Source organism: Sphingopyxis sp. 2PD (genome assembly GCF_005503695.1).
Classification (GTDB): domain Bacteria; phylum Pseudomonadota; class Alphaproteobacteria; order Sphingomonadales; family Sphingomonadaceae; genus Sphingopyxis.
This window is the reverse complement of sequence record NZ_SCMU01000034.1, coordinates 1-20,390: the sequence shown is the minus strand read 5'-3', so window position 1 is coordinate 20,390 and position 20,390 is coordinate 1. Positions and strand designations below refer to the sequence as shown.

General features: G+C 66.6%; 17 protein-coding genes and 1 tRNA gene. 9 read left to right on the top strand and 9 right to left on the bottom strand.

What is annotated here, in order from left to right; all coding sequences use genetic code 11:
- The first annotated feature begins 1 nt into the window (after position 1).
- A complete protein-coding gene (locus FFS18_RS15700) occupies positions 2 to 805 on the top strand; it encodes a crotonase/enoyl-CoA hydratase family protein (protein ID WP_137871563.1) in 804 nt (267 codons plus the stop codon).
- 181 nt (positions 806 to 986) lie between these two features.
- Here FFS18_RS15700 and FFS18_RS15695 read toward each other — a convergent pair whose 3' ends face one another.
- The 6 genes from FFS18_RS15695 to FFS18_RS15670 are packed head-to-tail and all read right to left on the bottom strand — an operon-like array spanning position 987 to position 4,759.
- Complete coding sequence (locus tag FFS18_RS15695; protein WP_137871562.1) at positions 987 to 1,676, bottom strand: ATP12 family chaperone protein; 690 nt, start codon at positions 1,674 to 1,676, stop codon at positions 987 to 989.
- Complete coding sequence (locus FFS18_RS15690; RefSeq protein ID WP_120215239.1) at positions 1,673 to 1,909, bottom strand: hypothetical protein; 237 nt, start codon at positions 1,907 to 1,909, stop codon at positions 1,673 to 1,675. The genes FFS18_RS15695 and FFS18_RS15690 overlap by 4 nt, the downstream gene beginning before the upstream one ends.
- A complete protein-coding gene (locus FFS18_RS15685; RefSeq protein ID WP_137871561.1) occupies positions 1,906 to 2,526 on the bottom strand; it encodes an FMN-binding negative transcriptional regulator in 621 nt (206 codons plus the stop codon). Before FFS18_RS15685 ends, FFS18_RS15690 begins: the two co-directional genes overlap by 4 nt.
- Complete coding sequence (locus FFS18_RS15680; protein WP_137871560.1) at positions 2,526 to 3,749, bottom strand: RluA family pseudouridine synthase; 1,224 nt, start codon at positions 3,747 to 3,749, stop codon at positions 2,526 to 2,528. The genes FFS18_RS15685 and FFS18_RS15680 overlap by 1 nt, the downstream gene beginning before the upstream one ends.
- Positions 3,746 to 4,126 carry a fluoride efflux transporter CrcB gene (gene crcB, locus FFS18_RS15675; RefSeq protein WP_137871559.1) on the bottom strand — a complete coding sequence of 127 codons (381 nt, stop codon included), beginning with the start codon at positions 4,124 to 4,126 and terminating at the stop codon, positions 3,746 to 3,748. The genes FFS18_RS15680 and crcB overlap by 4 nt, the downstream gene beginning before the upstream one ends.
- 51 nt (positions 4,127 to 4,177) lie before the next feature.
- Positions 4,178 to 4,759: a thermonuclease family protein gene (locus FFS18_RS15670; RefSeq protein WP_212743064.1), complete on the bottom strand. Its 582-nt coding sequence runs from the start codon at positions 4,757 to 4,759 to the stop codon at positions 4,178 to 4,180.
- A 213-nt stretch (positions 4,760 to 4,972) separates the two neighbouring features.
- On the opposite strand from FFS18_RS15670, the gene FFS18_RS15665 reads away from it, so the two are divergent.
- The 8 genes from FFS18_RS15665 to FFS18_RS15630 all read left to right on the top strand — a co-directional run bounded on the left by FFS18_RS15665 (position 4,973) and on the right by FFS18_RS15630 (position 16,887).
- A complete protein-coding gene (locus tag FFS18_RS15665) occupies positions 4,973 to 6,040 on the top strand; it encodes a helix-turn-helix domain-containing protein (protein WP_212743063.1) in 1,068 nt (355 codons plus the stop codon).
- 72 nt (positions 6,041 to 6,112) lie between these two features.
- Positions 6,113 to 6,188 (top strand) — tRNA-Val (locus FFS18_RS15660).
- 182 nt (positions 6,189 to 6,370) lie between these two features.
- Positions 6,371 to 7,369 (top strand): substrate-binding domain-containing protein, encoded by a 999-nt coding sequence (locus FFS18_RS15655; protein ID WP_137871558.1) that lies wholly within the window; start codon positions 6,371 to 6,373, stop codon positions 7,367 to 7,369.
- A 135-nt stretch (positions 7,370 to 7,504) separates the two neighbouring features.
- Positions 7,505 to 10,489, top strand: coding sequence for a beta-phosphoglucomutase (gene pgmB / locus FFS18_RS15650; protein WP_249340431.1), 2,985 nt, complete (start codon positions 7,505 to 7,507; stop codon positions 10,487 to 10,489).
- On the top strand, positions 10,483 to 12,849 hold the full coding sequence (locus tag FFS18_RS15645; protein ID WP_137871557.1) for a TonB-dependent siderophore receptor: 2,367 nt from the start codon (positions 10,483 to 10,485) through the stop codon (positions 12,847 to 12,849). The genes pgmB and FFS18_RS15645 overlap by 7 nt, the downstream gene beginning before the upstream one ends.
- A 272-nt stretch (positions 12,850 to 13,121) precedes the next feature.
- Positions 13,122 to 14,351 carry an MFS transporter gene (locus FFS18_RS15640; protein WP_137871556.1) on the top strand — a complete coding sequence of 410 codons (1,230 nt, stop codon included), beginning with the start codon at positions 13,122 to 13,124 and terminating at the stop codon, positions 14,349 to 14,351.
- 25 nt (positions 14,352 to 14,376) lie between these two features.
- Positions 14,377 to 15,345: a glucokinase gene (locus tag FFS18_RS15635; protein WP_137871555.1), complete on the top strand. Its 969-nt coding sequence runs from the start codon at positions 14,377 to 14,379 to the stop codon at positions 15,343 to 15,345.
- Positions 15,346 to 15,432: 87 nt separating this feature from the next.
- Positions 15,433 to 16,887, top strand: a complete 1,455-nt coding sequence (locus tag FFS18_RS15630; protein ID WP_137871554.1) for an amidohydrolase family protein — start codon at positions 15,433 to 15,435, stop codon at positions 16,885 to 16,887.
- A gap of 99 nt (positions 16,888 to 16,986) precedes the next feature.
- On the opposite strand, the gene FFS18_RS15625 is transcribed toward FFS18_RS15630, so the two are convergent.
- Genes FFS18_RS15625 through acnA form a run of 3 tightly spaced genes read right to left on the bottom strand, consistent with a single transcriptional unit; the run spans position 16,987 to position 20,275 of the window.
- A complete protein-coding gene (locus FFS18_RS15625; protein WP_120215249.1) occupies positions 16,987 to 17,262 on the bottom strand; it encodes a CBU_0592 family membrane protein in 276 nt (91 codons plus the stop codon).
- 46 nt (positions 17,263 to 17,308) lie between these two features.
- Complete coding sequence (locus tag FFS18_RS17645) at positions 17,309 to 17,578, bottom strand: ribosomal protein L7/L12 (RefSeq protein WP_212743062.1); 270 nt, start codon at positions 17,576 to 17,578, stop codon at positions 17,309 to 17,311.
- Between the two features lie 24 nt (positions 17,579 to 17,602).
- On the bottom strand, positions 17,603 to 20,275 hold the full coding sequence (gene acnA / locus FFS18_RS15615; protein ID WP_137871553.1) for an aconitate hydratase AcnA: 2,673 nt from the start codon (positions 20,273 to 20,275) through the stop codon (positions 17,603 to 17,605).
- Positions 20,276 to 20,390: the final 115 nt, after the last annotated feature.

Sequence of the window (20,390 nt, the reverse complement as noted above, 5' to 3'; positions counted from 1 at the left end):
CATGAAAGACCGTATTTCAATCACCTTGTTGGAGGGCGGCATCGCCGACGTCCGGCTGATCCGCGCGGACAAGATGAACGCGCTCGACACGGCGATGTGGGAGGGGCTGGCCGAAGCGGTCGATCAGCTGAAGGCGACCACCGGACTTCGCGTTGTGGTCCTGTCGGGCGAGGGGCGTGCGTTCTGCGCCGGGCTCGACCTGTCGAGCCTTGGCGGCGATCGCGATCCCGGTGCGAGCAGCGCGGGCGGCGGGCTCGCCGAGCGGACCAAGGGGATCGCGAATAACGCCCAATATGCCGCGTGGGGCTGGCGCGAGCTGCCGGTGCCGGTGATCGCGGCGGTCCACGGCGTCGCCTTTGGCGCGGGCAGCCAGATCATGGCCGCCGCCGACATCCGCATCGTCCACCCCGATACGCGCATCGCGATCATGGAAATGCGCTGGGGGCTGGTTCCCGACGTCGCCGGCATGGCGCTTTGGCGCACGCAGGTCGCCGACGATGTGTTGCGCGAGATGATCTATACCAACCGCGAATTCACCGGCTCGGATGCGAAGCTGCTCGGCTTTGCGACGCATGTGTCCGACGACCCGCTGGCGAAGGCGATGGAGCTGGCCGCAGTGATTGCCGACAAGAACCCGCACGCGATCCGTGGCGCCAAGCGGCTCTGCAACATGCTCGGCGATGCGAGCGATGCGGAGATTTTGCAGGCCGAAAGCGACGAGCAGGTCAAGGTCATCCGCACCCCGAACCAGATTGAGGCGGTGATGGCGCATATGCAGAAGCGCAAGCCGAATTTTGTGGATTGAAAATCCTCCCTGTGCCGCAGGCATGGGGAGGGGGACCATCCGCAGGATGGTGGAGGGGCCGCGACGGCAGCGCAAATGCCCCTCCGTCAGCGCTGCGCCGAAGGCGCAGTTTATCCTGAGCGCCTGCAAGGCAGTCGAAGGGCGCTGCCACCTCCCCATCGCTTCGCGACAGGGAGGATAGTCAAAGCAAGCTCAAAAACCGCGCCGCATTGTCCCACGCGCGCTGGTTGCCCGCGCGCGCTTTCTGCGCTTCGCTGTCGGCGCCCCAGCGGCGTTCCTGGTAAAGCTCGTCAAGGCTGACCGCGGCCCACAAGGCATCGGCGTCGAAGGCGTTTTCGAGCAGCGCGAGCCCGGCGACGAGCGAGCCGCCGATCGTCACCAGCGGCGTCAGCGCGGTGATCCGCCACGGATCCTGTGCGAACACGGCATCGCGTAGGGCCGCGATCGTCGCTGCGGGTTGGTCGACCGGCAGCACGCCCTGCGTCAGCGCAAATTCGACGCCGTAACGTCGCTCGGCCCACGCCAGCAGCGGGTTCCACGCCGCCGCCTGCTCCGCCTGCAGCGCTGCGTCGCGCGCGTCGCGATAGCAGAACAGGTCGCTCTTCGCATAAGCCGCGACCGGTGCGGCAAAGGCTGCGATGTCGGGCGCCGCCAGGTCGATCGCGGCATTGGCCAGCCCGGTCATCGGCATCGCGCCGGGGTCGATTGTTTCGCCCACTGCGCGCCATTCGGCGGCAATCGCTTCGGCCAGCGCCGCGCTCGGCGCCGCCAGCGAAGCGCGCTGCGGTGTGCGCACCGGGCGCCCGTCGAGCGCAATGCCCCAGCCGCCATCGTCGTCGATGACGGCGACCTCTTTCCAGAAGCGCTTCACAGGTCTTTGGGCGAGCGCCAGCGGCGCGCGAGCAGCAGCGGCATCACCGCGAAATCGAACGCGCCGACCAGCACGATCGCGGCGCCGATCCAGCGGTCGGTCGGCTGGCCCGCAAGCGTAAAGCCGCCGCTGATCAGGATGAAACCGATCGCGATGAAGGCGACGCCCATCAGGCGCATGATCGTCATCGCAAAGAAGCGCTTTTTGGCGAGTACATCGTCGGGTCGGGTCATGCGCTGTCCCTATCGCCGCCGAGGTGGCGCATCAACTGGGCAAGCGCGCCGTGGCCGGTCGCTTCGATCCCGACGGCCACCCGCTCGCGTTCGTCGGCGGACTTGTTCTGCGACAGTTTGATCGTCGGGCGCCAAGCGGTGATCCGCATTTCAAAGCCGACGATGGCGCCGGTCATCTTGCTGAACAGCGCCGGGTTCATCTTGCCGCGCGTCCATGGCGGGTTTGCCCCGACGCGCGCTTCATGGATCGCCGAGAGCGTGTCGAGCTGCGTCACCAGCGCCGCGTCGTCGAGCTTGCGCGCCGTGCCTTCCATCTCGATCGCGACGTAATTCCATGTCGGTACTTGGTCGGCATCGGCGTACCAGCTGGCGCTGACATAGGCATCGGGCCCCTGCACCACCGCGAGCGCGGTCGCGCCATCGATGTGGCGGGTGAGCGCATTGCCGCGCGCGAGGTGAAATTGCAGCGTGGCGCGGTCGTCGCTGAGCACGACCGGTGCATGTGCAACGCGCGACCCGTCGGGGGTGCTCGCGAAGATCGCCGCAAAGCCGATTTCGCGGACCAGCAGCTCGGCCAAGCCATCCTGCCGGGGGCGAAAGGCGCTGTTGGGATGCATCAGCTGGCTCTGGGCGGGCGCGCCGGGTGCTTTTTGGCGCTTGGTTTCTTGCCCACAGGCTTTTTCGGTGCGGGCTTTCCGGGCTTCGCCTTGGCTTTCGGCTTGGGCTTGCCGACGAAATCGGTCGGCTTGCCTTCGGCCGAACGGCCGCGCCGCTCGCCGCGCCTTGCCTTGCGGATCTGCTTGGCATGGGCTTTTGCCTGCGCCTTGAGCGCCGCTTTAGGCGGCGGCCCCTTTTCGCCCATGTCGATCCCGACCTCGCCAAGCAACAGGTCAAAGCCCAGCGCGTCGAGGCTGGCGGCGAAATGATCGGGCACCTCGGCGCTAACGTTGATCGCGCCGCCGTCGGGATGGTCGATGCGCAGGCGGCGGCTGTGCAGATGCATCTTGCGGCTGATCGTCCCGGTGAGGAACGCCGCCTTGCCCCCATATTTGCCGTCGCCGACGATCGGGTGACCGATCGCCGCCATATGGACGCGCAGCTGGTGGGTGCGCCCGGTAAGCGGCTGGAGTTCGACCCACGCCGCGCTGTTGCCCGCGCGCTCGATCACGCGGTAGCGCGTCTTCGACGGGAGGCCATCGTCGTGGACGTGCATTTTTTCGCCGCCCGACCCCGGCTGCTTGGCGAGCGGCAGGTCGATTTCGCCCTGCTGGATGTCGGGAACCCCGACGATCAGCGCCCAATAGGTTTTTTTCGCGCTGCGATTGGAAAAGCTCTTGGCGAAATAGGCCGCGGCGCGCGGCGTGCGCGCGATCAGCAGCGCGCCCGACGTATCCTTGTCGAGCCGGTGGACGAGCTTGGGGCGCGTCGGGCCGTCGAATTTCAGCGCGTCGAGCAGGCCGTCGACATGTTGCTCGGTCTTGGTGCCGCCCTGCGTCGCGAGGCCGGGCAGCTTGTTGAGGACGATCGCGCTCGCGTCGCGGTGGATCAGCATCCCCGTCGCCAGTTCGACGTCGGCGTCGGTCAGCGGGCGACCCTTGCGCGCCGGGCGCGCTGCCGTTTCGACCGGCGGCGTTGGCATGACCAGCTTTTGGCCCGCGGCAATGCGGTCCGACACATCGGCCTTTTTGCCGTCGAGGGTCAGCTGGCCTGAGCGCGCCCAGCGCGCGAGCAGCGCGTGCGGCGTCCCCTCGCGGTGGCGCTTGAACCAGCGGTCGAGGCGGATGCCGTCATCTTCCTCGGCGATCGTGGCGCTATCGAGCGGCGGCTTGGTGTCGGTCATGCCGGGACCTGCCGCATGATGAAGAGGCCGAGCCCGCACGCGGCGATCGCGCCGATCACCGACGCAATGACATAGGCGACCGCCTGGGCGTTTTGGCCGCGTTCGAAAAGCATCCAGAATTCCATGCTGAAAGAGGAAAAGGTGGTGAAGCCGCCGAGGATTCCGACGCCGACAAACAGTCGCACGGTATCGCTGATACCGTCGCCGCGCGCGATCGCGCCGATGAGCAGGCCCATCAGCAGGCTGCCTGCGATATTGATCGCCAGCGTCCACCAGGGGAAGCCGGGGCCAAGCCGCGCGAGCATCGCCTGCCCCACCAGATGGCGGGTACCGGCGCCGATCGCGCCGCCGATCATGACGGGAAACAGGCTGTTCATGCTGCTTGCCCTAGCCCGAAACGGCGGCGAGGCATAGCGGGTGCGTTGCGGCTAGCCGTCGGGCGCCGTCAGCAAAGTTGCAGGGCGTTCGTGCGCGGCGCGCCATGCGGCGGGGCGCACAAAATCGCCCTGCCAAATGCCGCGGCGCTGCGCTTCTGCTTCAGCTTCCTCGGGCAGATAATCGTCGCTGGTCGCCACTGCCCAGCCTAGCCGCACCATCTCGGCCCCGAGGTCGATCCCGTCGGGGAAGGGCCGGGTGCGGCATGTGGCGAGGGTGCGGTTGTAGCGGTCCTTCGCGGCGACCTCGCAATGCAGCGGACCGCCGCCCGCCAATCTTTCAAGCGCGGTTCGCGCATCCCGCCCGCACGACCAGCGGCTCGCGTCGCGGCGCGCGCAATCCTGCCGATATTCGGCGGCATCGATCCCGGTCAGGCGGATCGTCACCGGCCCGTCGCCCTGCCGCACGGCCAGGCTGTCGCCGTCGATGACATGGACGAGCGGCACCACATGCACCGGCGAGGGCAGCCAGGTCCACGCGATCATCGCCATTGCCGCGATCAGCAGCAGCGCCAGCAGCGAACGAAGGCGCCGCCGCCAGTGTAGCCGGGTAGGGAGAAAGCGGCGACGGAGCATTGCACGCGCCTGACCGTGTCGTCACCGCTTGGCAAGGGTGAAATATCGGTTGACGATGAGAACAAACAGTGTCCAAAATGGATCAACTTCCCGGCGCTTGATGCCCGCCGAGTCGCGAAGTGGCGATCGGACGGGTCCATATCGGCGGCAAAGAGGAGCGAACAAAAGGTGAATGACGCCGAAATGACGACATAGTTACGCCAAGGTGGAGCGATGAAAATGGGGACTATGAGCATGATCGGCCATGAAGCACCGCAGCGATCGGGGCTGTCGACGGTTCCGTTTGGCGGTATCGACACGGCCACCGCCTGGCCGCCGCCGCAAATTGGTGAGCGAATACGCAGCGGCGCGGCGTCACCCTTGTTGTTCGTCGGCCCGCCTTCGGCATTGCCCGCCATGGCGGAGCTCGGCGACATACGGCTTGCCAATATGCTGCCCGCGGCGCGCGCAGCAGGCTATATCCGGCACAGCGGGCTGCTCGACATCATATGGCTCGCGGCGGCGGATACGGTGGACGGTGCGACGCTCGCGGACATTTGCGCGGCGGCGGGCGAGCAGGAATGCCGCCTGATTTGCGAAACATCGCTCACCGCGCTCGACCGCGTCGTTGCGGCAATTCCGGCGGCGCTCAACGCCCAGTTCCTGGTCGATGCCGACCCGACTGACAAGCTGGTCGCGCTGGCGGCGGCGCGGCGGACCCGGCACGGGGTGTTGCACGATATCGCTCGCGACGATGCCATGGAGCGGATCGACCGGTTGCAGGACGAGGTGGCGCGCATCTCGCGATTGCTCGGTGATCTGGCCGTACAACGCGGCGGCTTGTCCGGTGCGCCGACGGGGTTTGTCCCGCGCGGCGAAGATATGGACGACTATCCGGGGCAGCTGCGTTCGCCCTCGCGTGATTTTGCCGCGATGCCGCGCAGCTTTGTGCCCGAAGAACGGTCGCTCGACCGGCAGCGCGCCAAGGCGGTGCGGCGGATGTTGCGCCAGCGCCGGATGCGCGAACAATATTTTCCCGCCGACCTGTTCGCCGATCCCGCGTGGGACATGCTGCTCGACCTGTACGCGGCGCGGCTGGAGCGCCAGCCGGTGTCGGTGTCGAGCCTGTGCATCGCTGCGGCGGTTCCTGCAACGACCGCGCTGCGCTGGATCAAGACGATGACCGACGCGGGGCTGTTCGTGCGCGATGCCGATCCGCACGACGGGCGCCGCATCTTCATCGCGCTGGCCGAAGGGGCGTACGACGCGCTCGCGCGATACTTCGAGGCGCTGGAGGAATAAGGGTGCACGCGCTTGCCACCGCGCGCCGCTTGTGGCAGGGGCGCGCTTCCCGGCACATGGCGACATTCCCGGGGGCGCTTAGCTCAGTTGGTAGAGCATCTCGTTTACACCGAGAGGGTCGGCGGTTCGAGCCCGTCAGCGCCCACCAGCCGGTCCCTATTTGACCGCAATCGCTGAAACCGGGATCCCCCAACCCGCTCCGCTCCGCTCCGCTCCGCTCCGCTCCGCTGCGTTGCGAAGCTGCTTGTGAAAGCCATCGGTCAATGGTTAGGGGGTGCGCATGCTTGCGTGCACCGATCCTTCGCTATCCATCGCCTCGCGGAACTGCGGATGAGCAGGGACAAGCCCGGCGAAGGCGCGCGGCCGACCATGGCGGATGTCGCGCGCGAGCTGGGGGTTGCGAAGATCACCGTTTCGCGGGCTCTGTCGAACCATTCGACGGTGAAAGAGAGCACACGCGCTCTGATCCGCGAGACCGCCGAGCGGATGGGGTACCGGCTCAACGTGTCGGCGCGCAATTTGCGGCAACAGCGGACGCGCACGATCGCGGTGGTCATTGAAATGACGCCGTCGCACGAACGGTTGATGAGCGAGCCTTATCCGCTGCTGTTGCTGGGCGGCATCCTGCAACAGCTGACCGCGGCGGGGCAGAATATGGTGCTGACCACCATCGATCTGTTCATGCAGGCGCCGCCGTCGGCGGACGGGGTGATCCTGTTGGGGCAGGGGGTGCATGACGATGCCGCGGCGGTGATCGCCGCGACCGGTCTGCCCTATGTGGTGTGGGGGGCCGAGCATGGGCCGCCTGAACGCATCGTCGTCGGCAGCGACAATCGTGACGGCGGGCGGCTGGCGGCCGAATATCTGCTCGGGCGCGGGCGGCGGCGGCTGTTGTTCCTGGGTGACGCCGAACATGGTGAGGCGGAGGACCGGCTGAACGGCTTTCGCGCCGGGCTGGCGGGGACGGATGCCGCGATCGTCGCCAATATCCCCTGCGCCTTCACGGTCGCGGCGGGACGCGAGGCGGTGGCGCCGTTGCTGGACGGTGCGGCGCCGGGCTTCGACGGCATTTTTGCGAGCAGCGATGCGATCGCGATGGGGGCGATCGAGGCGCTGCGGGCGCGGGGGCATGATGTTCCCGGCGCGGTGTCGGTCGTCGGGTTCGATGATTCGCCGGGCGCGGGACTATTCTCGCCGCCGCTGACCAGCATCCGCCAGGATTGGGGCGTGGGGGGCGAGTTGCTGGCCGAGAAGGTGCTCGACCTCGTGGCCGGGAAAGCCGTGGATTCGCGGGCGATGCCGGTCGAATTGATCGTCCGCGAGAGTTAGTCGGAAGGTCGCGAAAGTGCCGCACAGCGTGACCTGAAAGGCAAAATGGTATCGATACCTTGACATCGATACCATTTTGCGGGACACCGCGTTCCAGAGCAGGGGCCGAGCAGCCCGTGCCGGGATGAGGATGCGGTGGCGATTTCCGAACAAGCTCTGGGCGAAAGGCCTTCGGTGCAGGACAATGCTGCAGCGATGCGGCTCGTCCGCCGCGGTGCCGACGCGACCGGGGCGCAGGCGGCGGCGCTGTTTGCGCTGGCGAACGGGCTGGTCGGCGTCGAGGGGGTGATCGACGAACTGGCGACGGCGCCCGCGGCCTATCTGCCCGACGCCTATGTCCGCCGCCCGATCGATTATCACGAAAGCTTCCCCGGCTATGCGACCGCAACCGATACGCGGATCGCGTGCCCCAGCCCGGTACTGCTGCGGCTGGCGATCGACGGCGCGCCGGTCGATTTTGCCGCCGCCGAAGTTGCCGACACCGAAACCACGCTCGACCTTGCCATCGGCGCGCTGCGCCGCGTGACGCGCTGGCGGCTGGCCGATGGACGCCAGATCGAGATTGCCGCCGCGCGGATCGTGCCGCTGGCGGGCGCGGCGTGCGTTGCGTCGCGCCTTTCCATCCGCCCGCTCGATTTCGGCGCCACTATCGCCGCGACGTTGGCCTATGGCGCCGACTGCGCCGCCCCGACCGGCGCCGACGCCGATGACCCGCGCATTTCGGCGCGGTTGCGCCCGGCATGGGCGATGCTTTCCCCCCTGCCGGGCGACCCGTCATCGGTCACCCGGTTCGCGCAGGACGCCGTCGAGCTTGCCTATGCGCAGCATGTCACTTGCCATACCGCGCCGGTCGCCTCGGTGGTGGGCGGGCATGTCGTGCAGGGCGAGCTGGTCGCCGGCGGCGTCCTAACGATCGACCGGGTGGTCGTGCTGGCTGCCGCGCGCGGCCACCCGGTCGATCTTGCCGCGCTGGGCGATGCACCGACCGATTTCGATGCGATTGCCGAGGCGCAGCGCGCGGCGGTGGCGCAGCTGTGGGGCAATGCCGACCTCGCGATCGATGGTGACGACGAACTTGCGGCGGCGCTACGCTTCAACCTGTTCCAGCTCCACCAGTCGGCGAGCCGCGATCCCAAGCACAGCATCGGCGCCAAGGGGCTGACCGGCGAGGGGTATGAAGGCCATTATTTCTGGGACGCCGAAACCTTCATGCTGCCGGTGCTGGCGTTGCAGGCGCCCGCGAAAGCGCGCACCTTGCTGGCCTATCGCATCGGCAAGCTCGACCGCGCGCGGGCACATGCCAAGGCGCTCGGTCACACCTGCGGGGCGCTTTATCCGTGGCGGACGATCGGCGGCGACGAATGTTCGTCGCACTATCCGACGGGGTCGGCGCAATATCATATCAATGGCGACATCGCCTATGCGCTGGCGCTGTATGTCGCGGCGACCGGCGATGATGATTTCCGGGCCGAAGCGGCGCCGATGCTGTTCGACACCGCGCGCATCTGGATGGAGATCGGGGCGTTCGATCCGCGGCGCGGCGGTGCCTTTTGCATCCATGGCGTGACCGGACCCGATGAATATTCGGCGCTGGTCGACAATGATTTTTATACCAACGCGATCGCGCGCCGCCATCTGGCCTATGCCGCCGACACGGCGGACTGGCTGCGCAGCAGCGGCCCCGGCCAGCCGGGTGCGGTGGATGTGAGCGATGCCGAAGTGGCCGAATGGCGCCGCGCGGCGGCGGCGATGTGGCTGCCGGTCGATGCGGACCTGGGCATCAATCCGCAGGACGATGCGTTTCTGGGCCGTCCCAGATTGCCGGGATGGGCGGCGGGTGATGGCCATGGGCCGCTGTTGATGCGGTATCACCCGATGATCCTGTTCCGCCACCAGGTCGCGAAGCAGGGCAATGTCGTGCAGGCGATGGCGATGGACCTGACCGCCATGCCGTTGGCGCGGCAGCGGCGCAATTTCGACTATTATGCCGCGGTTACGACGCATGATTCGACGCTGTCGTCGGTGTCGTTCGCGATCGCCGCGGCGCGGCTGGGCGACGAAGCGGCGGCGCTCGCTTTCCTCAGCGAATGCGCCTTCGTCGATCTGGAGGATCGCCACGGCAACACGTCGCACGGGCTGCATATGGCGGCGCTGGCGGGCAGCTGGCTGGTGCTGGCGCAGGGGTGGGGCGGACTGCACCTCGATGGCGCGCTGCCGTCGTTCCGCCCGCAGCTGCCCACCGCTTGGACCGGTTATCGCTTTCGCCTGCAATGGCGCGGCAGCACGATCGAGCTGGCGGTCGATGCCGCGGGCTCTACCTATCGCCTGCTGGCGGGGGCGCCGGTCGCCATTCTGGACCATGGCCGCCCGCTGTCGGTCGGCAGCGACCCGGTGACGATGACGCGCCCGGCGCTGAAGGGCGTGATCTTCGACCTCGACGGGGTGCTGACCGACACCGCCGAGGATCATTATCAGGCGTGGCAGGCGCTCGCCGACGCGCACGGGCTGACGTTCGACCGCGAAGCCAACCACGCGCTGAAGGGCGTCGATCGCGCCGGATCGCTGCGGCTGATCCTCGACCAGTCGGGCAAGGCGGTCGCGCAGCCGAAGTTCGAGGCGATGCTCGCCGAGAAAAACGCCAGCTATGTCGCGCGGCTCAGGGGCTATTCGCCTGCGAATCTGTTCGATGGCGTGGAAGGGCTGTTCGCCGACCTGCGTGCCGCCGGGCTGAAGATCGGACTTGCCTCGGCCAGCCGCAACGCGCGCGACGTCGTGCGCCTGCTGGGCATCGCCGATGCGTTCGATTTCATTGCCGACGCGGGGGCGGTGGCGAACGCCAAGCCCGCGCCCGACATTTTCCTGGCCTGTGCCGCGGGCATGGGCCTGTCCCCCCGGGACTGCGTGGGCGTCGAGGATGCCCGCGCCGGAATTTCGGCCATCCATGCGGCGGGCATGGTGGCCATTGGCATCGGGTCAGAAGAGGCGCTGCCCGATGCCGACATCAACGTCCCCGCCATCGGCGATCTTTCGCTCGGCCAGATCCTGTCGGCAGAACAGGCAGCGGCGGAGCGAAAAGACCGATCAATCAGAACAGGAAAAGTGGAGGATATGCCATGTTGAAGAAAAGCTATCTGCTGTCGTCGATCGCGCTCGCCGCGCTCCCGACGACGGCGTTCGCGCAGGAAACGCCTCAGGTCGACGATGCGGCGGCGGCGAATGAGGAAATCATCGTCACCGGCACCGCCGGTGGCGGGGTCAATCGCCAGGACGCGGCGTTCGCGATCACCAGCATCAATTCCGACGCGATCGAGCGCGCGGCGCCGAACAGCACCGCCGACCTGTTCAAGGTCATCCCGGGCGTGTCGGCGGAAAGCTCGGGCGGCCAGAATGGCGCCAACATCTTTGTGCGCGGCTATCCGTCGGGCGGCGACGCCGAATTCGTCACGCTGACCGTGCAGGGCGTGCCCTTTTTCTCGCCGCCGACGCTGTCGTTCCTCGAGAACACCCAGCTGATCCGCATCGACGAGACGATCGAGCGGGTCGAGGCAGTGCGCGGCGGCACCGGCGCGCTGTTCGGCAACGGCCAGCCCGGCCTGACCGTCAACTTCGTCCAGAAGGAAAGCGGACGCGATTTCGAAGGGCTGGTGAAGGCCAGCGTCACCGATTATGGCGACCTGCGCGGCGACCTGTTGCTGTCGGGGCCGCTGGGCGAGAATACCAGCTTCATGGTCGGCGGATATTATGCCAGCGGCAACGGCATCCGCGACCCGCGCTTCACCGCCGAAAAGGGCGGCCAGATCACCGGCAATATCCGTCACGACCTGGACAAGGGTTCGATCCTCGTCTTCGCCCGCTATCTCAACGATCGCGGCCAGTGGCTGCTGCCGATCCCGGTGATCCGCGACGGCGACAAGGTCCGCCAGTTCGGCAATATCGACCTGGGGTCGGGGGCGCTGGCCGGTCCCGAAACGCGGTTGAGCACGCTGCCCGACGGAACGCGTGCCAATCTGGCCGATGGTCGCGGTGCCAAGCTGGTCAACCTCGGCACCAATTTCGACTATGAGGTCGGCGACGGGGTGCAGCTGCGGTACCGTGCGAGCTACCTGAAGGGCGACGCCGACACGACGGGACTCGTCCCTGCGAGCACCGCGTCGACCGCCGATGCCTATGCGGCCTCGCTCGGCAGCACGGTCGGCAGCCTGACCTACGTCGACGGCGGGCAGGCCGTGGCGGGGACGCAGCAGGTGATCCGCGCCGGGACGTGGATCGTCCGCAAGCAGATCGAAAATTTTGCCAACGACCTGGCGGTCGAATGGGAAAGCGGCAGCAACAAGCTGACCGTCGGTGCCTATTTCGCCGATTTTTCGTCGAACGATCAGTGGAATTTGGGCAATGTCCATCTGCTGACCGCCGAGAATAATGCGCGTCTGCTCAACCTGACGCTGGCGAACGGCCAGGTCGCGACCGACCGCGGCTTTACCCAGGGGTCGTTCTTCAACGTCAACGCCGCCTATGACGGCCGCGAATATGCCTTTTACGCGACCGACGAATTTCAGATCACGCCCGAATTGCGCTTCGACGCCGGGGTGCGGTACCAGAATTACAAGGCAAGCGGGACGCTGGAGAATAATGATTTCGGGGTCGACACCGACGGCAATCCGAACACGCTCTATAACAATGGCACCGCGGTGCTGAACGGCACCTTCCGCACCATTGCCTATAAAAAGGGTGCCTGGTCGTGGACCGCGGGGTTGAATTACGACTTCTCGTCGTCGGTCGGCGCCTATGTCCGCTATAACCGCGGCAACACCAATCCCTTTTTCGACAATTTGCGCGACGGGATTTTCGTGTCACCGCGGGTCGACAATTTCGAGGGTGGGCTCAAGGTCCGCACCGATCCGGTGTCGCTTTATGCCACTTTGTTCCACACCAAGTTCACCGGGCTGGTGACGACGGTGATCCAGAATGGCGCGCCGGTCGCCGACATCGGCGGCGCGCGCAGCACCGGGATCGAGCTGGAAGGGCAATTGCGCCCGGTCGACAATTTCAGCATCGCTTTTTCGGGCACCTGGCTGAACGCCAAATATCGCGATTTCTTTGCGGGCGGCGGGACGATCGACCTCAGCGGCAATCGGGTGCAGCGCCAGCCGAAATGGCAATGGCGGGTGACCCCGTCCTATGACATCGAATTCGGCGGCGGCAGCAAGGTCTCGCTCTATTCTACCTTCAGCTATGTCGGCGACCGTTTCTCCGACACCGCGAACACCCAGTCGCTGCCGAATTATTTCAAGATCGATGCCGGGGTGCGGGTCGATGTCAACGACGCGCTGGAATTTGCGGTGACCGCGGACAATCTGACCGACAAGGCCGGACTGACCGAGGGCGATCCGCGCACGCTGGGTCAGACCGGCGGGCAGGTGGTCAATGCGCGCCCGATCCTGGGCCGGTCATTCCGGTTCAGCGCGGCGTACCGGTTCTGAGTTCATCCCTCCCTGGGTGGTCGCGGCCTCTTCGCGGCCACCCCTCTTTTTAAGGGCGTTTGTAAAGCAGGTGGATGCTCTTTTTTGCCTGTCACCCTGAACTTGTTTCAGGGTCCATGGCCCGCCGACTCTTTCGGCGCAGCGCTGGATTGGAGGGCGGGCCATGGATGCTGAAACAAGTTCAGCATGACGAGGAGTAAACTGGGCGTTCGACTGTCCGCCGCTTGATTTGCAACCGATACATCCGTCCCCCTTTCGCCTAAGGACGCATCATGGCCCGCACCCGACTGATCGCCGCGCTGATCCTGACCTATGTCGCCTTTGCGATGCTGCTTAACAGCGTGGGGACGGTGATCCTGCAGTCGATTTCGAGCTTTGGCGTGACCAAGCCCGAGGCGAGCACGCTTGAGGGGTTCAAGGACATCACGATCGCGGTCGTATCGTTCGCGACCGCCAGTTACCTGCCGCGCTTCGGGCTGCGCAACGCGCTGATCGCATCGCTGGTGCTGGCGATCGCCGCGTGCATCGTCATGCCCTTGTTTGGCAGTTTCGCGGCGGCGCAGCTGCATTTCGCACTGGTCGGCGCGGCGTTCGCGGTGGCGAAGGTCGTCGTCTATTCGATGATCGGGCTGGTGACTGCCGACGCGCGGCACCATGCCAGCCTGACCAGCCTGATCGAGGGCATGTTCATGGTCGGGGTGCTGTCGTCCTATTGGGTGTTCAGCGCCTTTATCGACCCCGCCGGGCTGCGCTGGCTGAACGCTTACTGGGTGCTGGCGGGCGTGACCGCGCTGGCGCTGGCGATCTTGCTCTCGGCGCCGGTCGAGGAGCGGCAGGCCGCCGATACAGGCGATCCGGAGCCGGCCGAACATGCGCCGATGCTCGCCATGCTGCGGCTGGCGGCGCTGCCGCTGGTGCTGATCTTTGTCGTTTGCGCCTTTGTCTTTGTCCTGATCGAACAGGGGATCGGCACCTGGCTACCGACCTTCAACAACGAGGTGTTGCACCTGCCGGCTCAAATGAGCGTGCAGGCGGCCAGCCTGTTCGCGGCGTGCATCGCGCTGGGGCGGTTCGGCGCCGGGGCGGTGATGGCGCGCTTCGACTGGTATCCGGTGCTCAACATCTGCCTGGCGCTGCTTGCGGCGCTGATCATCCTGGTCCTGCCGCTCGCCGACGGATTGCAGCCGGGACCGATTGCCGGCTGGGGCGACGCGCCCGTCGCCGCTTTCCTGTTCCCGCTGATCGGCTTCGCGCTCGCGCCGATCTATCCAACGATCATTTCGGTGATGCTGAGCGCGATGCCGGGGCGTAGCCACCCGCCGCTGATGGGGCTGGTCGTCGTCTTCTCCGCGCTGGGCGGGACGACGGGGTCGATCATCACCGGCGCGCTGTTCGCGCATCTCGACGGGCGCACCGCCTTCACGCTGATGCTCGTCCCGACCGCGGTGCTAGCGGGCGGGCTGTACTTGCTTCGCCGCCGGATCCGGGCAATAGGACCCTGATCGCGGCGCAAGGGGAGCGAACAGGATGAGCGAGGCGGTCGTTGCCGTCGATATCGGCGGCACCCATGCGCGCTTTGCGATCGCCGAAGTGGCCGGCGGGCGCGTGGTGGGGCTGGGCGAAGCGACGACGCTGCAAACCGCCCAGCACGCCAGTTTCCAGTCGGCGTGGGAGGCGTTTGCGCGCGGAGTCGGCGGGGTTCCGCGCAGCGCCGCGATCGCGGTGGCGGGGCCGGTGCGCGGCGAGGTCATCCGTTTCACCAACAATCCCTGGCTCATCCGCCCCGCGTTGATCGGCGAAAAGCTGAACGTCGACCGCCATGTGCTGGTCAATGATTTCGAGGCGGTGGGGCATGCGGTCGCGCAGGCCGACGACAGCTGTTTCGAGCGGCTGTGCGGCCCCGACGTGCCGCTCCCCGCAAGCGGCACGATCAGCGTCATCGGCCCCGGCACCGGGCTCGGGGTCGCGCATGTGTGGCGCGGCGGCGGCGATTACCGGGTGCAGGCGACCGAAGGAGGCCATATCGACTTTGCGCCCCTCGACCGCATCGAGGACGCGATCCTGGCGCGGCTGCGCGACCGGTACCGGCGCGTGTCGATCGAACGCATCGTGGCGGGGCCCGGCATCGTCGACATATACGAAACGCTGGCGGGGCTGGAGGGCCGAGCCGTCGCGGCGCTCGACGACCGGACGATCTGGGCGCTGGCGATGCGCGGCGACGACAGCCTTGCGGCGGCGGCTGCCGACCGCTTCTGCTTGTCGCTGGGCAGCGTCGCGGGCGATCTGGCGCTGGCGCAGGGGGCAAGCGGGGTGGTCATCGCGGGCGGGCTGGGGCTGCGCATCCGCGACAGCCTCGTCCGCTCGGGCTTTCCCGAACGCTTTGTCGCAAAGGGGCGGTTCGAAAATCTGATGGCGGCGATGCCGGTGAAGCTGATCACCCATCCGCAACCCGGCCTGTTCGGCGCCGCCGCGGCATTTGCACGGCGATATGCCTAGCGGGCGGTGGAGCCGCGCCGAGGCGCGATAGTGCAATTCATGGGTTCTGATCCTAAGGCGCTCTTCTGTTCGGAAGGATTCCTCGTCATGAAACGCCTGCTCGCTGCCCTCGCCTTCGCCCTCTTCGCCGCGTCGCCCCCGGTATCGGCGGCGCCGCAGCAGGCCGATGTCATTATCCGCCAAGTGACGATCGTCGATGTCGAGGGTGCCAGGACGGTGCCGGGGCAGGCGGTGGTGCTGCGCGGCGACGATATTGTCGCGGTTGGCGCCGACGCGGCGATTGCGCGCCAATGGCGGGCGAAGCGGCGCGTCGCGGGCGAGGGCAAGTTCCTGATCCCCGGCCTGTGGGACATGCATGTCCATTTCGGCGGCGGCCCGGAGTTGATCGAAGAGAATAGGGCGCTGCTGCCGCTGTATGTCGCCAACGGGATCACGACGATCCGCGACGCGTCGGGCGACCTGCGCGATCAGGTGCTCGGCTGGCGGAGCGAGATTGCGGACGGCCGCCTGTTCGGGCCGCGGCTGCTGACCTCGGGCGCCAAGATCGAGGGGATCAAGCCCTTGTGGAAAGGGACGATCGAGGTCGGCAGCACCGCCGATGTCGATGCGGCGCTTGTCCGGCTGAAAGATCGCGACAAGGTCGATTTCGTCAAAATCACCGACAGCACGTTGAAGCCCGAACTCTTCCTCTATGCGCTGACCCGCGCGAAGGCGCTGGGGCTGCGCACCTCGGGCCATATCCCGATGGCGCTGACGGTGCAGCAGGCGGTCGACGCCGGGATCAGTTCGATCGAACATCTCGACTATGCCTATAATGCCGGGGCGAAGGACGAGGCCGCGATTGCCGCCGATTTCGCCGCGGGCCGGATCGACCGCGCCGAGGCGAACCGCCGCCTGGACGCGGGGTTCGATCGCGCGACCGCAATGGCCGCCTATCGCCGCTTTGCTGCGCAGGGGGTGTCGGTCACCCCGACGCTGAACGGCAGCCGGATCATCGCCTATCTCGATCGCGACGATCATAAGAAGGACGCGGGGCTGGCCTATATCGGACCGAAGCTGCGCAAGACCTATGATTGGCGGGTCGAGCGCGCGGCCAAGGCCGACGTCGCCGCGATCGCGGCGCGGCACGAGCAGATCGAGGCTGTCGCAACGATCCTGCCGATGCTGGCGGAGGCAGGGGTGCCGATCATCGCGGGGACCGATGCGGGGTTCCTCAACAGCTTCAACTATCCCGGTTTCGGCCTGCATGACGAGATCGCGCTTTTCGTCGAAAAGGGGCTGACCCCGGCGCAGGCGCTCGTGTCGGCGACGCGCGCGGGGCCGGCGTGGTTTGGCTGGCTGGATCGTTATGGGGCGATCAAGCCGGGCATGGCGGCCGATCTGGTGCTGCTGACGCGCAACCCGCTGGACGATATTGCCGCGACGCGGGCGATCGACAGCGTGATCCTGCGCGGGTCGGTGCATGATCGCGCGGCGCTCGATGCGATGCTGGCCGATACTAAGGCCAAGGTCGCGGCGTGGGATGCGGCGGTGGAGCCTTAGCTTACCGTTTTAGGCGAGACCGTAGCCCTGAGCCTGCCGAAGGGCGCTTCCCCGACGATAGGCGCCCTTCGACAGGCTCAGGGCTACGGTGTTGGGCCGTTAGTGGGTGACAGCAGCCGCTGCCCTGCGCGCGCGCCACACGCTCCACAGGGTGAAGACGCCCATCAACGCCCAGACAACATTCAGCCCCGCAGAGGGTAGCGCGCCATTATAGCCCGAATTGAGCACGAACCCGCTCGCCCCGATGACGTTCATCCATTGGTAGAGATAACCGCGCGGTTCGATCTTGCCGAGCGAGAGCAGGACGTAACTCGCGAGGATCAGCGCGGCGGCGAGCCAGCCGATAACCTCGATCGCGATCTGTAAAACGCTCATAGGCTGTCCCTTTGGGTGGCCTGCACCCCGCGGGGGGACAGGCGATTCAGCGCATCGTCCGCTCGAGCGCCTCGACCGCGTCCTTGGCTTCGGCAAGGCCGAGGCCGGTGCGTTCGCGGACCAGCTTGATCGCCTCGATCTTGCGGTCCGCGCGGATCAGGGCGCGGATTTCGTCATTGTCGATGCGCTCGTCGCCGACGCGGACCATCGGTCGCGGCGGCGCGGAAAGGTCGCGGCCTGCCCGCTGCCCGCGCAGATAGCGGGCGAGGAGCAGGCCGAGCGCCAAGCCGAGGATCAGGAACAGGAGTTTGCCCATGGCCCGATCCCCGCCCGTTCGTGCTTACGCCGCCAGCTTGCGCAGGACGTAGTGCAGGATGCCGCCGTTCATATAATATTCGACCTCGTTCGCGGTATCGATGCGGCAGAGCGTATCGAAACTGAACGTCGAGCCGTCGGGGCGGGTGACGTTGACCGTCACCGTCTGGCGCGGCTTGAGGTCGGCGACGCCGGTGATGGTGAAGGTGTCGTCGCCGGTCAGGCCCAGCGTTTCGCGGCTCTGGCCTTCGAGGAACTGCAGCGGCAACACGCCCATGCCGACGAGGTTCGAGCGGTGGATACGCTCGAAGCTCTCGACGATCACCGCGCGGACGCCGAGCAAATTGGTGCCCTTCGCCGCCCAGTCGCGCGACGATCCGGTGCCATATTCCTTGCCCGCGATCACCACCAGCGGGGTGCCGTCGGCCTTGTGGCGCATCGCGGCGTCGTAGATCGGCATGACTTCGCTGCCATAGCGCGACATGCCGCCCTCGATGCCGGGGACCATTTCATTCTTGATGCGGATGTTGGCGAAGGTGCCGCGCATCATGACGTCGTGGTGGCCGCGGCGCGCGCCATAGCTGTTGAAGTCGGCCTTGCTAACCTGATGTTCCATCAGCCATTTTCCGGCCGGCGAGTCCGCCTTGATGCTGCCGGCGGGGCTGATGTGGTCGGTCGTGATGCTGTCGCCGAGGATCGCGAGCGGCTTGGCGTTCACGATGTCGCTGACCGGCGCCGGGGTCATCGTCATGCCCTCGAAATAGGGCGGGTTCGCGACATAGGTCGAGCCCGCGCGCCACTGATAGGTGTCGCTGCCTTCGACCTCGATCTTCTGCCAATGTTCGTCGCCCTTGTAGACATGGGCGTAGCGCGCTTCGAACATGTCGCGGCTGACCGCGCCCGCGACCACTTCGGCAACTTCCTGGTTGGTCGGCCAGATGTCAGCGAGGAACACGTCGTTACCCGACTGGTCCTGCCCGATCGGGGTGGTGGTGAAATCCTCGATCACCGTGCCCTTCAGCGCATAGGCGACGACGAGCGGCGGGGAAGCCAGGAAGTTGGCGCGCACGTCGGGCGACACGCGGCCTTCGAAGTTGCGGTTGCCCGAGATCACCGCCGCGGCGACGAGGCCATTTTCGTTGATCGCCTTCGAAATCGGCTCGGCGAGCGGACCCGAGTTACCGATGCACGTCGTGCAGCCATAGCCGACGAGGTTGAAGCCGATATTGTCGAGATGCTTCTGCAGCCCGGCCTTGACCAGATAGTCGGTGACGACCTGCGACCCCGGGGCGAGCGAGGTCTTGACCCACGGCTTGGGCTTCAACCCGAACGCGTCGGCCTTTTTGGCGACGAGCCCCGCGGCGACGAGCACCCCGGGGTTCGAGGTGTTGGTGCAGCTGGTGATCGCGGCGATGGTGACGTCGCCGTCGCCGATGTCGAAATCCTTGCCCTCGACCGGCACGCGCGTCTGCGCCTTTTTATAGGTGTTGACCATGTCGGCGTTGAACACATCGTCGACGTCGGGGAGCGAGACGCGGTCCTGCGGCCGCTTCGGCCCCGCGAGCGACGGGACGACGGTGGCAAGATCGAGTTCGAGCGTGTCGGTGAACACGGGGTCCGCCGCGCCCTCGACGATCCACAGCCCCTGCGCCTTGGCATAGGCCTCGACCAGCGCGATATTTTCTTCCGAGCGCCCGGTCAGCCGCATGTAATCGAGCGTCTTGTCATCGACGCCGAAAAAGCCGCAGGTCGCGCCATATTCGGGCGCCATGTTTGCGAGCGTCGCGCGGTCGGCGAGCGACAGCGAGGCAAGGCCGGGGCCGAAATATTCGACGAAGCGGCCGACGACGCCCTTCGCGCGCAGCATCTGCGTCGCGGTGAGCACGAGGTCGGTCGCGGTGACGCCTTCCTTGAGCGCGCCGGTGAATTTGAACCCGACGACTTCGGGGATCAGCATCGACACGGGCTGGCCCAGCATCGCGGCCTCGGCCTCGATCCCGCCGACGCCCCAGCCGAGCACGCCAAGGCCGTTGATCATCGTCGTGTGGCTGTCGGTGCCGACGCAGGTGTCGGGATAGGCGACAGTGGTGCCGTCCGCATCCTCGCTCGACCACACCGCCTGCGCGATATGTTCCAGATTGACCTGGTGGCAGATGCCGGTGCCCGGGGGGACTGCCTTGAAATTCGACAGCGATTTCGACCCCCATTTCAGGAAGTCATAGCGTTCGCCGTTGCGATAATATTCGATTTCGACATTCTGCTCGAACGCCTTGGGATGACCGAATTCGTCGACCATCACGCTGTGGTCGATGACGAGGTGGACGGGGACGAGCGGGTTGATCTTGGTCGTGTCGCCGCCCAGCTTGGCGATCGCATCGCGCATCGCGGCGAGGTCGACGACGCACGGCACGCCGGTAAAATCCTGCAGCAGCACGCGCGCCGGACGATACTGGATCTCGCGGTTCGAATGGGGATCCTTCTGCCAGTCGACCAGCGCCTGCACATCGTCGGTCGACACGGTGAAGCCGCCATCCTCGAAGCGCAGCAGGTTTTCGAGCAGCACCTTCATCGAAAACGGCAGGCGCGATACGTCGCCCAGCTTGGCCGCGGCCTTGTCGAGCGAATAGTACGCATATTCCTTGCCGCCGACGTTCAGCGTCGAACGGGTGCCCAGCGTGTCATGTCCGGTGGTCGTCATCTTGCAGCAGTCCCCTGTTGGCGCGGCGGGGAATGACCGTGTGCTGGCTTGGCGGGAGAGCGGGCCAGCAGGAGTCGCGCGCGCGGTTTTTGTTGGGGACGCCTTACGCGGGGGG